This is a genomic window from Burkholderia sp. 4M9327F10 (assembly GCF_005503145.1).
GTDB lineage: Bacteria > Pseudomonadota > Gammaproteobacteria > Burkholderiales > Burkholderiaceae > Paraburkholderia.
On sequence record NZ_SCNV01000011.1, the window covers coordinates 75,828 to 90,043 of the forward strand.

Below are 14,216 nucleotides of genomic sequence, written 5' to 3' on the forward strand. Positions count from 1 at the left end.
GCGCAGCATGGCAGCGAAGGAGTACGACTACATCGTGATCGGCGCCGGCTCGGCGGGCAACGTGCTGGCTACGCGGCTCACCGAGGACCCGGGCGTCACTGTGCTGCTGCTCGAAGCGGGCGGTCCGGACTACCGTTTCGATTTCCGCACGCAGATGCCGGCCGCGCTCGCTTATCCGCTGCAGGGACGGCGCTACAACTGGGCCTACGAAACCGAGCCCGAGCCGCATATGAACAACCGCCGCATGGAATGCGGGCGCGGCAAAGGGCTGGGCGGCTCGTCGCTGATCAACGGGATGTGTTACATCCGCGGTAACGCACTCGATTACGACGGCTGGGCCGAGCGCAAAGGCCTGGAAAACTGGAGCTATCGCGACTGCCTGCCGTACTTCCGCAAGGCGGAAACGCGCGACATCGGCCCGAACGATTATCACGGCGGCGACGGTCCCGTCCACGTGACCACCAGCAAGCCCGGCGCGAATCCGCTGTTCGGTGCGATGGTCGAAGCGGGCGTCGAAGCAGGCTATCCGCGCACCGACGACCTGAACGGCTATCAGCAGGAAGGCTTCGGACCCATGGACCGCACGGTGACGGCCAACGGACGGCGCGCCAGCACGGCGCGCGGCTATCTGGACCAGGCGCGGCAGCGGCCGAACCTCACCATCGTCACGCACGCCACCACCGACCGCATCCTGTTCATCGGCAAGCGCGCCACCGGTGTCGTCTATCTGCAGGGCAACACTTCGCTTGCCGCCTACGCAAGCCGCGAAGTGCTGCTGTGCGGCGGCGCGATCGCCTCGCCGCAGATCCTGCAGCGCTCAGGGGTAGGCCCCGGCGCGTGGCTGCGCGAACTGGACATTCCCCTGGTGCTCGATTTGCCTGGCGTAGGCCAGAATCTGCAGGACCATCTTGAGATGTACATGCAGTACGAGTGCAAGGAACCGGTCTCGCTCTATCCGGCGCTGCTGCTGCACAACCAGCCGGCCATCGGACTCGAATGGATGCTCAGGGGCACGGGAATCGGCGCGAGCAACCACTTCGAAGCAGGCGGTTTTATCCGCACCCGCGACGACGATCCGTGGCCGAACATCCAGTATCACTTCCTGCCGGTGGCGATCAACTACAACGGCACCCATGCGATCAAGATGCACGGCTTCCAGGCGCACGTCGGCTCGATGCGCTCGCCAAGCCGTGGACGCGTCAAGCTGCGCTCGCGCGATCCGCGCGAACATCCGTCGATTCTGTTCAACTACATGGCCGAGGCGCTCGACTGGCGCGAATTCCGCGACGCCATCCGGATTACCCGCGAGATCATCCGCCAGCCGGCGCTCGACCGCTTCCGCGGCCGCGAGTTGAGCCCGGGCGGGGAACTGCAAAGCGACGCGGAGATCGACGCATTCGTGCGGGCGCGGGCCGAAACCGCCTACCACCCATCCTGTTCCTGCGCGATGGGCTACGACGAGATGGCCGTGGTCGACAACGAAGGCCGCGTGCATGGCCTCGAAGGGCTGCGTGTGGTGGACGCGTCGATCATGCCGCGCATCACCACCGGCAATCTGAACGCGCCCACTATCATGATGGCCGAAAAGATCGCCGACCGGATTCGCGGCCGCGCTGCACTGGCGCGGGTCGATACGCCCTACTTCGTGGCAAACGGTGCACCGGCACGCGGCACGGCTGCACGCTCAACAGCAAGCGAGGCGCAAGTGGCGCCCGTACACGCCGTCTGAGCATCCGGGCGCGCAAATACGCGAAGATCGCGCAGTCACCCGGGACGGGTCCAAATGGCGCGCCCGTTCCATTCGAATGCCGATTTCGTTCTATGTCGGCCATTAATGGCGCAGTCTACTGAATGGAACCGGGCCTCGAACCCCAGCGGGTAGCGAGGTCCGCCAAGGTTTCCGAACCATCCACTCAGAGGACGCCATGCCGAGCGCCGCTACGCCCCGCGATTTGTCTTCCGCCCGTCCCAGTGCCGCTGCGCGTCTCGAGCGCCTGCCGTTTTCCGGCTACCACCGGACCATTTTCATCATCATTGCCGCAGCGTTTTTCTTCGATTCGATCGACCTCGGCACGATGACCTTCGTGCTCGGCTCGATCAAGACCGAGTTCAAACTCTCCAGCGCGATGGCAGGACTCGTTGCGAGCGCAAGCTTCTTCGGCATGGTGCTGGGTGCGGCCGTCGCCGGGCTGCTCGCCGACCGCTTCGGCCGCCGTCCGGTGTTCCAGTGGAGCATGGTGCTGTGGGGTATTGCATCGTATCTGTGCTCGACCGCGCATTCGGTCGATGCGTTGATTTTCTATCGCGTGCTGCTCGGCATCGGTATGGGCATGGAGTTTCCGATTGCGCAGACCTTGCTCTCCGAGTTCGTGCCTGCCGCCTCGCGCGGCCGGCTCGTGGCGCTAATGGACGGGTTCTGGCCGCTCGGCTTCATTACCGCGGGACTCGTGTCGTATTTCGTCCTGCCGCAGTTCGGCTGGCGCACCGTGTTCGCCCTGCTGGCCGTTCCGGCCGTGTTCGTGCTGATCGTGCGCCGGGTCGTGCCGGAGTCGCCGCGCTGGCTCGAACATCATGGCAAGCAGGCTGAGGCCGATGCGGTTCTTACGCACATCGAAGCGAAGGTGATGAAGTCGAATGGCCTCACGTGGCTGCCCACGCCTTCCCTGCTGGCCGAGGCCGCACCGGCAGGCAAACACGGCGCATTGCGCGAAATCTGGAGCGCCGCGTACCGGCAGCGCACCACCATGGTCTGGCTCTTATGGTTCTTCGCACTGCTCGGCTTCTACGGGCTGACTTCATGGCTCGGCGCGCTGATGCAGCAAGCCGGTTTTGCGGTGACGAAATCGGTGCTGTACACGATGCTGATTTCGCTCGGTGGCGTGCCCGGCTTTTTGTGCGCGGCGTGGCTGGTCGAGCGCTGGGGGCGCAAACCCACCTGTATCGCGTCGCTCACGGGCGGCGCGGTTATGGCCTTTCTGTACGGACAAACCGCCTTGCATGCGGACAGCGTCGGCTTGCTGATCTGTGCAGGACTGCTGATGCAATTCTTCCTGTTCGGCATGTGGGCCGTGCTCTACACCTATACGCCCGAGCTTTACGGCACCGGCGCGCGCGCAACCGGGTCGGGCTTTGCGTCGGCAATCGGCCGGGTCGGTTCGTTGATCGGACCGTATGCCGTCGGCGTGGTACTGCCGCTGTTCGGCCAGAGCGGCGTGTTTACGCTGGGCGCGCTGTCGTTCGCGGTGGCCGCGCTGGCGGTATGGGTAATGGGAATTGAAACGAAAGGCCTGGCGCTTGAATCGCTCGCCTCGCACGAGCCGCCCGACGCTGCGCCGGGCTATCAGGTCGCGGTGGACGACGCGCGGTGAGCGTCGTGACGCCTGATGAAACGAGCCCGGCGAAATGCGCCTGACGCCATGAAGCCCGTCTCGTGCACCACGACGCACTGCCGTGCGGCACAGACGCGCTTCGAAATGAGGTACCGGTCAAACCTGCGACCGGTTGCATCCGCTACCGGCATGGCCCGGGTGTGAACTGCGGCGCCGACCGCCGCGTGACCCAGCCAGTCACGAATACGTTCTCATGTTATCGGCTGACGTTGTCAATGCTTCATGAGTAATTTCCCGGTCTTGACGCCCCGCCGCGCTGCCGCTTCCTGCCGCGCTCTCCGTGCACCGCAATGCAGCATCGCGCGACATGTAGGGCACTTTCCGCTCTTCATGCGTGCTCTGCCACCCTTCCAGCGCCCCCCGCTTGCGGCCCTCCTTAAGCCTCTCGCCGCCCGAAAGGTAAAATAGCAGACGAGGCCCGGATGGGCCGTGCCCAAAGCGGGCCGCTAATCCAACCGATGCCGGACCCCGCCGACCCGCGAGGCCGGTCCGCGCATCGATATCCGCAACCGAATCACCCGCGGCGACCCCGGTTCGATCCGGCGTCGCCCGAGGACAGCTCGTCCTTGACAGAGCCCCTCAGGAGCCACACATGACCGACACGAACGTGTCTTTCCTCGGCCGGATTTCGCTGGCTGTCGGAACGTTCTTCAGCATTCTCGGCGATGGCGAGTTCGCCGCCCGCGTACAACGGCTGCGCAGCGGCGCACCCGTCACGGCAACGCCAGCGCCTGCGCCCGTTGCAGCACCCGCACCCGCGCCCGCGCCGGCCCCTGCGCCGCAGCCGGCTGCCCCGGTGCTGAAGCAGGCAAGCCCGGACGCCGCGTTGCAACTGCTGGGCCTGCTGCAACGCGATGCGCGCTTTGTCGACTTCATCGAAGAAGATGTGGCCGGCTACTCGGACGCCGACATCGGCGCGGCCGCCCGCGTCGTGCATGGCGGTTGCCGCACGGTGCTGCGCGAGCACTTCACGATCCGCCCGGTGCGCGAGGAAGCCGAAGGCAGCCGCGTGACGCTGCCCGAAGGCTTCGACGCCAGCGCCGTCCGCCTCACAGGCAACGTGGTCGGCAAGGCGCCGTTTACCGGCAGCCTGAGCCATCGCGGCTGGCGCGTCGACGAGGTGCGTCTGCCGAAGCTGGCCGCGAGCCACGACGCCTCGGTGATCGCCGCCGCCGAGGTGGAGCTATGAGCGATTCGCGCTACTCGATCGGCATCGACCTGGGCACGACCCATTGCGCGCTCTCGTATGTCGACCTCGCCGGCAGCGACGGCGAAAAGACCACCCTCGAAGTGCAGCCGATCACGCAGCTCACCGCGCCGGCCACTATCGACAACCTGCCGCTGCTGCCCTCGTTCCTGTATCTGCCGCATCCGAGCGAGCTCGCACCGTTCGACCTGGGCTTGCCGTGGACCGGCGGACGCGACTTCGCAGTGGGCGAAATGGCGCGCAGCCGCGGCGCGGCCACGCCGATCCGGCTCGTGTCGAGCGCCAAGAGCTGGCTGTGCCACCCGGGCGTCGACCGTCGCGCAGCCATCCTGCCCAATGACGCGCCGCCCGAAGTAGCACGCGTCTCGCCGCTCGAAAGCTCGATTCGCTACCTCACGCATCTGCGCGAAGCGTGGGACCATGCGCACCCCGAGGCGCCCTTCAGCGAGCAGGAAATCACCGTCACGATTCCCGCCTCGTTCGATCCGGCTGCCCGCGAACTGACCGCCGAAGCCGCGCAGCGCGCCGGCTATACCGGCATGACGTTGCTGGAGGAACCGCAGGCGGCGCTTTATAGCTGGATCCAGAAAAGTAGCGGCCAGTGGCGCAAGCAGGTGCAGGTGGGCGACATCATCCTCGTCGTGGACGTGGGCGGCGGCACCACCGACCTGTCGCTGATCGCAGTCGTCGAGCGCGAAGGCAACCTCGAACTGCACCGCGTCGCCGTGGGCGAACACATCCTGCTCGGCGGCGACAACATGGATCTCGCGCTCGCCCACGTGGTGGCCCGCAAGCTGGCCGCGCAAGGCACGCAAGCCGATCCGTGGCAACTGCGCGCACTGACCTACGCGTGCCGCGCCGCCAAGGAAACGCTGCTGAGCGACGCCAGCACCGATGCCGTGCCGCTCGTCGTCCCAAGCCGCGGCTCCAAGCTGATCGGCGGCTCGATCCGTACCGAACTCACGCGCGCCGAACTCACACAGACGATCCTCGAAGGCTTCTTCCCGCAAGTGGATAGCGCGGCGCGTCCGGTGAGCCGCGCGCGCGTCGGCCTGACGCAACTTGGTCTGCCCTACGCCCAGGATGCGGCTGTGACGCGCCATCTGGCGGCGTTCCTCGGCCGTCAGGTGGGCGCGCTTGCCGAACTCGAAGGCTTGCAAGGCACGCAGCCGGAAGGCGCGAGCTTTCTGCATCCCACGGCAGTGCTGTTCAATGGCGGCGTGTTCAAGTCGCCGTTGCTGGTCGAGCGCATTTTGCAGACGCTCAGCGGCTGGCTCGCTGCGGAGGGCGCTGCACCGGCGCGCCTGCTGGAAGGCGCGGACCTCGACCTCGCGGTCGCACGCGGCGCGGCCTACTACGGCTATGTCAAGCGCGGCCAGGGCGTGCGGATTCGCGGCGGCATTGCGCAGGCCTTCTATATTGCGGTCGAATCGTCCATGCCCGCCGTGCCGGGGCTCGAGCCGCCGGTGCAAGCGCTGTGCGTGGCGCCGTTCGGCATGGAGGAAGGCACCGAGGCGGAACTGCCGGCCCAGGAGTTCGGCCTCGTGGTCGGCGAGCCGGTGCAGTTCCGCTTCTTCGGCTCGTCGGTGCGGCGTCAGGATCAGGTCGGCACGCTGCTCGATTACTGGTCGCCTGAGGAGCTGCAGGAACTCGACGCAATCCAGGCCACGCTGCCGCCCGAAGGCCGCAGCCCCGGCGAGATCGTGCCGGTGAAACTGCATGCGCGCGTCACCGAGGCCGGGACGCTGGAACTGGAAGCCATCCCGCGCGGCACCGGCGAGCGCTGGAAAGTCGAGTTCGACGTGCGCGGCAACGCCAACGCTTGAGCACGATGAAGCAGTACCTCGTCGGGATCGATCTTGGCACCAGCAACACGGTGGTCGCGTACACCGAGGCCGGGGCCGAGGACATCCGCGTCTTCGAGATCGATCAGCTCGTCAGTCCCGGCGAAGTCGCAGCGCGGCCGCTGCTGCCCTCGGTGCAGTATCACGCGGCGCAGGGGGAACTGAGCGCGGGCGATCTGCAACTGCCGTGGTCTGCGGCGCAAGCGGGTGCGAATCGGGCCACGCGTCAGGCTAACCACCAGGGCGCCGCTCCCACCGCCCGCGACACAGCCGCGCCTGCCCCTGCCCCGGCCACTGACCAGCCGGTCGTGATCGGGCGGCTTGCGCGCAGCCTCGGCGCCCAGGTGCCGGGCCGGCTCGTCGCCAGCGCAAAAAGCTGGCTCTCGCATGCCTCGGTCGATCGCACCGCGCCGATTTTGCCGTGGGGCGCAGGCGAGGACGTCGACAAGGTCTCCCCCGTTACCGCCAGCGCCAGCTATCTGGCGCATGTGCGCTCGGCCTGGAACCAGCGCTTCCCGCATGCCCCGCTCGAACAGCAGGACGTGGTGCTCACGGTGCCCGCTTCGTTCGACGACGGCGCTCGCGCGCTGACGCTCGAAGCGGCGCGCCTGGCGCAGTTGCCAAAGCTCCGGCTGCTGGAAGAGCCGCAAGCGGCTTTCTACGACTGGCTGTTCCGGCATCGCGGCTCGCTCGATACGGAACTGGCGGACACCCGGCTCGTACTGATCTGCGACGTGGGCGGCGGCACCACCGACTTCACGCTGATCCAGGTGAAGATGCAGGACGGGCAGCCGCAATTGACGCGCGTCGGCGTGGGCAACCACCTGATGCTCGGCGGCGACAACATGGATCTCGCGCTTGCGCATCTGGCCGAGAGCCGGCTGTCGACGCCGCAGGCGCGGCTCTCGGCGGCGAGCCTATCGCAGCTTGTCGAGCGCTGTCGGGTGGCGAAAGAACAATTGCTCGGCGCCTCAGCGCCGGCCTCGGTGCCGATCACGCTGCTGGGCGCCGGCTCGAAGCTGATCGGCGGCGCGCGGACGACGGAAATCACCCGCGAGGAAGTCGAGCGCATCATCGTCGACGGCTTTTTCCCGGCCGTTGCCGCCGATGCACGGCCGGGGCGCCCGCGTGGCGCCATCGTCGAATTCGGTCTGCCCTATGCGAGCGACGCGGCGATCACGCGCCACGTCGCAGCGTTTCTCGGGCGGCTCGCGACACAGTCGCGCGAGGCACTCGGTTCAACCGCCGCCGCTGACGACAGCGCGTTGCCCGTGCCCGATACCCTGCTGCTCAACGGCGGCGTGTTCCGTGCCGATGCGCTCAGCGAACGTCTTTCCGGCACGCTGGGAACGTGGCGCGGCAAACCTCTGCATGTCCTGCACAACGACAATCCCGACGTAGCGGTGGCGCGCGGCGCGGTGGCCTATGCGCTCGCGCGGGCCGGTCGCTCGCCGCGGATCGGCGGCGGCTCGCCACGCAGCTATTTCCTCGTGCTGGAGGAGGACGCGCAAACGCTGCGCGGCGTCTGCGTGCTGCCGCGCGGCACGGAAGAAGGTCACGAGATTCATCTGGCCGAGCGCACGTTCGCGCTGCGGCTCGGGCAACCGGTGCAGTTTCATCTGGTGTCCTCTGTATCCGACACCCGCTGGCAAGCGGGCGAGCTGGCCGAACTGCCGCTGGGCGAATTCGTGCGCCTGCCGCCGATCGCCACGGTGGTGGCGCCGCGTGAGGCCGGCCAGTCCGCCGAGACACCGGTGCAGCTCGCCGCCTCGCTTACCGAAGTGGGTACGCTGGAGGTGCACTGCATTGACGCCGGCGATGCCGGGGATGCTGGCGATTCCGGTGATACCGCCCAACGCTGGCTGCTCGAATTCCAGTTGCGCCGCGGCGAGGCCAAAGTCACCGTACCCGGCGAGGCCCCGCACCCCGCCCTGCCCAAGGCGCTCGAATTGATCGACCGCGCCTTCGGTTCGCGTTCGCAGAAAATCGATCCCAAAGAGGTCAAGCGCACCCGGGCCGAACTGGAGCAGGTCCTAGGTCCGCGTGCGGGCTGGAATAGCGCGCTGCTGCGCGAACTCTTCAACGCGCTGTGGGAGCGCGCCAAACGGCGGCGCCGTTCGGCGGACCACGAGCGTCTCTGGCTCAACCTCGCCGGCTATTGCGTGCGCCCAGGTTTCGGTTATCCGCTCGATGAATGGCGCGTCGAGCAACTATGGACACTCTTCGACGACGGCATCCAGTACGTCAACGACAGCCAGGTCTGGTCGGAATGGTGGACGCTGTGGCGGCGCGCCGCCGGTGGCCTCGGTGAGCGCGAACAGCTCGACGTGCTCGACGCGGTGGCGTTCATGCAGTCCGCCGCGAGCTCGCGCGCGAGGCTGCCGTTCGACCCTGCGAAGTCCGGCTATGCCGACATGGTGCGCCTTGAAGCGTCGCTCGAACGGGTGCCGGCCGAGCGCAAGATCGAACTGGGCGCGCGGCTGATCGAGCGGCTCAAAAAGCCCGCCGAGAACCACCAGGGCTGGTGGGCCGTCGGCCGCATCGGCGCGCGCCGGCCGTTCTATGGCAGCGCGCACAGCGTGGTGCCGCCGGAGGTCGCGACGCAATGGCTCGAGACGATTCTGGCGCTCGACTGGAAGAAGGTCGAACCGGCCGCGTTTGCCGCCGTGCAGATCGCACGGATGAGCGGCGACCGCTCGCGGGATCTCGCCGACGAGGTGCGGGCAAGCGTCGTCAAGCGGCTGGAATCCGCGCATGCGCCGGCCAGTTGGATCACGATGGTCCGCGAGGCAGTCGAACTCGACGAGGCCGATGAGGGACGCGTGTTCGGTGAGTCGCTGCCGGCGGGGCTCAAGCTGATTGGTTGAGCTATAGCCTGAAAAACGCAATCGCCTGATTCAATTCATACCCCTGTCCCTCCAGCGATTTTGACGCCGCAGTCGCTTGCTCGACGAGAGCCGCGTTCTGCTGCGTGACCGAGTCCATCTGCGTGATCGCCTGATTGACCTGCTCGATCCCTCGGCTCTGCTCGATGGAAGCCGCCGCGATCTCACCCATGATGTCCGTGACACGCGCCACCGCCTGTGTCACTTCCGACATCGTCTTTCCGGCTTCGCTGGCCCGCTCCGAGCCGCCCTGGATCTTCGCCACTGATTCGGCGATCAGGTCCTTGATCTCCTTCGCCGCACTCGACGAACGTTGCGCGAGACTGCGCACTTCGCTCGCCACCACCGCGAAGCCGCGCCCCTGCTCGCCTGCGCGAGCGGCTTCCACCGCCGCGTTGAGCGCAAGAATGTTGGTCTGAAAGGCAATGCCTTCGATGATGCTGGTGATATCAGCAATCTTGGTCGAGCTTGTGCTGATCTCGCCCATGGTCTGCACGACCTGGCTCACCACGTGATTGCCCTTCACGGCCACGTCCGAAGCGTTCGCCGACAGCACGCTCGCCTGCTGCGAGTTCTCGGCGTTCTGCTTGACCGTCGAGGTGAGCTCATCCATGCTCGACGCGGTTTCCTGCAATGACGAGGCCTGCTGTTCGGTACGCGACGACAGGTCGATATTGCCCGCGGCAATCTGGCTCGAGCCGGTGGCGATGTTGTCCGCCGCCGTCCGCACGCGTGCAATCAATTCGACCAGACTCGCCTGCATCCGGCCCATCGACGACAGCACGCTGCCCGCTGGGGCCTGTGCGGCGCCCGCGACTGCACTCAGGTCGCCGCTGGCGACACGCTGGGCCAGCTCGCCCAGCACGCCCGGTTCGGCGCCCAGTGAGCGGATCAGGCCGCGGGCAATCAAAAATCCCAGCAGTAACGAAAGCGCAACGGCTGCGACACAGGTACCAATCAGGACCCCTCGCTGCACCGCGTATTGATCGGCGGAAGCCTCCACCAACTCATCGGCCCGGGTGCGGGTGTAGGCCTCGTAGGCGTCGGTGGCTTTGACCAGCGCGGCAAGCAGCGGCCGGCAATCGTTGTCGATCTTCGCGATCGCTTCGTCGCGTTTGTTGGCAACGGCCAGCGCCACAATGGCCTGCGCCACCGGCGTGTAGTCCGCCTCGATCCGGTTGATCTCCTTCACCATGTCGCGAGCCTGATCGCTGACGTCGCTGCCGGATGCGATCAACTGGTTGAGTTTCGCGAGATTCGTCTGGACATCCTGCTGCGCCTGCGCCTCAGCATCCTTCTCCAACTGGAACTCGTCCGGCTTCGTCACCAGTGCCATGTTGCGGGCTGCAATGGCGCGCCGGTCGACCGCGGTTCGCACCTGCTGGGCGATGTTGGCACGCGTATCAATGCCGGACACGAAACCGGCAAAGCGCGCGTTGGAGTCGCTCAGCGACTTCAACGACATCCCCGCCACCACCATCACCACCACAGTCAAGGTCCCAAAAGCGCTGTACAGCCGGGCTTTTACGGACATATCTTTAAAGTTCATGTTTTTCCGGTCCCCTCGATTGAATCGAGAAAAATAGTTCGTTGTTTGTCACATCTCTCTCATATTCCAACGGCCCGGGTCGGCTGCGGCATTACCTGCCATCTAAATGCCTTAACGGCAGCGGCACAATTTTCATTAGTTACGCAAAGGTTTGCGTCTGTTTTATTTTTTACGATCCGTGCAATTGATCTGGATTTAACATTTCCCTATACAGATAATCCAGCCGCGCCCATGGTTTGCAGATCTATCAAGCTGGCTGGGCATCTGCACGAATCGCCAGGATTCGTCTTTTAGCCCCGGAAAAGCAGGGTCGACGCCTGCGAATTGACACAGTGATTTAACATTCATTAAATAAATTAGCGGGTTAATGTGAAGCAAGCGAAACCCACCGATACTTTTTTGATTTCTCTGACGAAACAAAGCAAGCAGGCATGGCCTAATCGCACGCATCGCCATTGACACCCCGGCCGATGCGAGGGCGTCATTCGTGTCCCAAGGGAAATTGACTTGCGCAGAACACAAGCGCAAGCTCACCGCCGAACGCCTTCGCCGGGCAGCACGCCCGGCCACAACATGAACACGTTGAATCCGCTCAGATCGGCGTCAACACCGGTTCGCCTGCAAAATGCCGCGTCGCGTTATTTATAAAGTTCTGCACCGAGGCCATGATCGCCTCCGGCGACCTGCCGCCCACATGCGGCGTCAACACCACGTTGCGTAGTTCAAGCAAGGCCTCGGGCGGATGCGGCTCGCCCTCGTACACGTCGAGCCCGGCCCCCGCAATCGTTCCCGCCCTGAGCGCGTCGGCCAGCGCCGCCGTATCCACAACACTCCCGCGCGACACATTCACGATGTAGCCGCCCGGCCCCAACGCCTCAAGCACAGGCTTGTTGATCAGATGCCGCGTGCCGGGACCGCCGGGCGTCGCGATCAGCAGAAAATCGCACCACTGCGCGAGCGCCGTAACGCTGTCGAAGTAGCGCATCGGCTCACCATCGCGCGGCTTGCGGTTGTGATAGCCCAACTCCATGTCGAACCCCGCACCACGCCGGGCGATCTTCTGGCCGATATTGCCGAGGCCGAGAATGCCCAGCCGCTTGCCCGACACGTTCGGCTGCATCGGCAGCGTATCGCGCCATACGCCCTGGCGGGTCGCCAGATCGAGATGCGGGACATCGCGCACCACGGCAAGCAGCAGCGCGAACGCATGATCGGCGACGCAGTGATCGTTGGTCCCCGCGCCGTTGACCAGCGCGATATTGCGCGCGCGGGCGTGGTCGAGCGGAAGGTTTTCGTAGCCCGCGCCCAGCGCGCTGATGAATTCGAGTTGCGGCAACTGGTCGACTTCAGCGGCTGTCAGGCCAGTCGTGCCGTTGGTCAGCACGGCGCGGACCGTTGCGCCATGCGACGCGATCGCTGCGGTGCGCGAAGCGGGATCCGGCGCGTAAATGAACTCAAAGGCCGCGGCGATACGCTCACGGCTCTCGTCATTCAAGGGAATCAGAATCAGCAGGGTGGGTTTCATGGGCTCGATGCGTTGATTAGCGGGATTGCGGAAAACTGCGGCGTTGGCGGGACACGGCGACGCCGGAAAGTGTAACAAGGGCCCGGCGACCGTGCAGGCGGCCGCCCCGACGCGTGCCCCCGCTCAAGTTCCCGCCCTGTCTGCCGTTATGCGGCAAGGGTTCAAACACCTCCGGCCGGGTCCGGCGGCGCTTTGGGGGGCCAGCACGCCGCCCCTGCTCTGCCTTCAGCCAAGGTCGTTATTGACCGGTCAGCCTCCGCCCGCAAAGTCGTCTTAGAATAGCCACACCCTCACCACGGATTCGTCATGCTGGATTCCCTTAACGCTCAAGAGATACCCCCCGCCAGCGACGACTCGGAGATGTTCGAGCTAGCCCCCGTTTCGCTCTGGCTCGAGGACTTCAGCGGCGTACGCACCCTGTTCGACACCTGGCGCGCCGAGGGCGTGACCGATCTGCGCGTGCATTTCCGCGAGCATCCCGAGCGGGTCGCGCAATGCGCGCACAGCATCCGCGTCGTCAAGGTCAACCGCAAGACGCTCGACCTGTTCGAAGCGGACAGTCTCGCCACACTGACCGGCAATCTCGGCACGGTGTTTCGCGACGACATGCTGAAGACCCACCTCGAAGAGCTTTGCCAGTTGTGGGCCGGCCAGAACAGCTTCATGAGCCAGACGGTCAATTACACGCTGGGCGGACGACGGGTCGACGTCCTGCTCAAGGGCGCCGTGCTGCCTGGGCACGAAGCGCAATGGGACCGCGTGCTGGTCTCGCTGGAGGATGTCAGCGAGCTCGAAGGCGCGCGCCATCGCCTCGTACAGGCTGAGCAATACGCACGCGGTCTGTTCGAAGACTCACCGGTGTCGCTGTGGGTGGAAGATTTCAGCGCGGTCAAACGCCTGCTCAACGAAGCACGGGCGGCCGGCATCGCCGACTTCCGCGTGTTCACTGATGTGCACCCGGAGTTCGTCGATCGCTGCATGCAGGAAATTCACGTGCTCGACGTGAACCGGCACACGCTTGCCATGTTTGCGGCGCCGGACAAAGCGACGCTGCTGTCGCACCTGCAGGATGTGTTCCGCGACGACATGCGGCCGCATTTCCGCGAGCAGCTTATCGACCTGTGGGACGGCAAGCTGTTCCAGCAGCGCGAAGTCCTCAACTATTCGCTGGACGGCAGCGAGGTTCACGTGCATCTGCAATTCTCGGTGTTGCCGGGCCATGAGCAGAACTGGGACCTCGTGCTGGTCGCGCTCACCGATATCACCGCGCGCAAGAAAGCCGAGGCCTATCTGGAGTTTCTCGGCAAGCACGACGTACTGACCAAGCTGCGCAACCGCTCGTTCTATGTCGACGAACTGAACCGGCTCGAACGCAAGGGCCCGTTCCCCGTGACCGTGATCATGGCCGACCTGAACGGCCTGAAACGGATCAACGATCAGCTCGGTCACGCGGCAGGCGACGCGCTGTTGCGGCGTGCCGGCGAGGTGCTGGCGAAAGCGATGGAGTCGCCGTTTCACGCGGCGCGTATCGGCGGCGACGAATTCGCCATCCTGATGCCCAGTACCGACGAGCATGGCGGCGCGGCGATGATCGACACGATCCGGCAACTGGTCGAGCTGAACAACCAGTTCTACCCGGGTTCGGTGCTGAGCTTTTCGATGGGTGCGGCAACCTGCCAGCAAGGCGAACGGCTCGAGACCACCATACAGCGGGCAGATTTGCTGATGTATGAAGAAAAGCGTGCGCACTACGCGAACCAGGGGCCGGGTGGCGTGAACGACTGACACCTGCCGGCCCGGGTGGCCTCGCGCGACGG

Annotated in this window: 8 protein-coding genes; 6 read left to right on the plus strand and 2 right to left on the minus strand. The window is 65.5% G+C overall.

The features are described 5' to 3' along the window. The first annotated feature begins 7 nt into the window (after positions 1–7). From betA to FFS45_RS13435, 5 genes are all read left to right on the plus strand, one after another. Positions 8–1,729, plus strand: coding sequence for a choline dehydrogenase (gene betA / locus FFS45_RS13415; protein WP_137955130.1), 1,722 nt, complete (start codon positions 8–10; stop codon positions 1,727–1,729). A gap of 196 nt (positions 1,730–1,925) precedes the next feature. Then, positions 1,926–3,368, plus strand: a complete 1,443-nt coding sequence (locus tag FFS45_RS13420; protein ID WP_137955131.1) for an MFS transporter — start codon at positions 1,926–1,928, stop codon at positions 3,366–3,368. A 613-nt stretch (positions 3,369–3,981) separates the two neighbouring features. Next, entirely contained in the window at positions 3,982–4,578 is a 597-nt protein-coding gene (locus FFS45_RS13425) for a DUF2760 domain-containing protein (RefSeq protein ID WP_137955132.1), read from the plus strand. Continuing rightward, positions 4,575–6,422: an Hsp70 family protein gene (locus tag FFS45_RS13430; RefSeq protein ID WP_137955133.1), complete on the plus strand. Its 1,848-nt coding sequence runs from the start codon at positions 4,575–4,577 to the stop codon at positions 6,420–6,422. The genes FFS45_RS13425 and FFS45_RS13430 overlap by 4 nt, the downstream gene beginning before the upstream one ends. Before the next feature lie 5 nt (positions 6,423–6,427). Continuing rightward, positions 6,428–9,307: an Hsp70 family protein gene (locus FFS45_RS13435; protein WP_137955134.1), complete on the plus strand. Its 2,880-nt coding sequence runs from the start codon at positions 6,428–6,430 to the stop codon at positions 9,305–9,307. 1 nt (position 9,308) lies between these two features. Here the strand turns inward: FFS45_RS13435 and FFS45_RS13440 are convergent, their stop codons facing one another. Continuing rightward, a complete protein-coding gene (locus FFS45_RS13440) occupies positions 9,309–10,874 on the minus strand; it encodes a methyl-accepting chemotaxis protein (protein ID WP_137955135.1) in 1,566 nt (521 codons plus the stop codon). Positions 10,875–11,466: 592 nt separating this feature from the next. Further along, complete coding sequence (locus FFS45_RS13445) at positions 11,467–12,399, minus strand: 2-hydroxyacid dehydrogenase (protein WP_137955136.1); 933 nt, start codon at positions 12,397–12,399, stop codon at positions 11,467–11,469. A gap of 306 nt (positions 12,400–12,705) precedes the next feature. Here FFS45_RS13445 and FFS45_RS13450 point away from each other — a divergent pair, with 306 nt between their 5' ends. Then, positions 12,706–14,184 carry a sensor domain-containing diguanylate cyclase gene (locus FFS45_RS13450; protein ID WP_137955137.1) on the plus strand — a complete coding sequence of 493 codons (1,479 nt, stop codon included), beginning with the start codon at positions 12,706–12,708 and terminating at the stop codon, positions 14,182–14,184. Positions 14,185–14,216: the final 32 nt, after the last annotated feature.

Bases quoted from the DNA above. Each gene is read 5' to 3' on its own strand.
- betA (WP_137955130.1), top strand. From the start codon at position 8: ATGGCAGCGAAGGAGTACGACTACATCGTGATCGGCGCCGGCTCGGCG.
- FFS45_RS13420 (WP_137955131.1), top strand. From the start codon at position 1,926: ATGCCGAGCGCCGCTACGCCCCGCGATTTGTCTTCCGCCCGTCCCAGT.
- FFS45_RS13425 (WP_137955132.1), top strand. From the start codon at position 3,982: ATGACCGACACGAACGTGTCTTTCCTCGGCCGGATTTCGCTGGCTGTC.
- FFS45_RS13430 (WP_137955133.1), top strand. From the start codon at position 4,575: ATGAGCGATTCGCGCTACTCGATCGGCATCGACCTGGGCACGACCCAT.
- FFS45_RS13435 (WP_137955134.1), top strand. From the start codon at position 6,428: ATGAAGCAGTACCTCGTCGGGATCGATCTTGGCACCAGCAACACGGTG.
- FFS45_RS13440 (WP_137955135.1), bottom strand. From the start codon at position 10,874: ATGAACTTTAAAGATATGTCCGTAAAAGCCCGGCTGTACAGCGCTTTT.
- FFS45_RS13445 (WP_137955136.1), bottom strand. From the start codon at position 12,399: ATGAAACCCACCCTGCTGATTCTGATTCCCTTGAATGACGAGAGCCGT.
- FFS45_RS13450 (WP_137955137.1), top strand. From the start codon at position 12,706: ATGCTGGATTCCCTTAACGCTCAAGAGATACCCCCCGCCAGCGACGAC.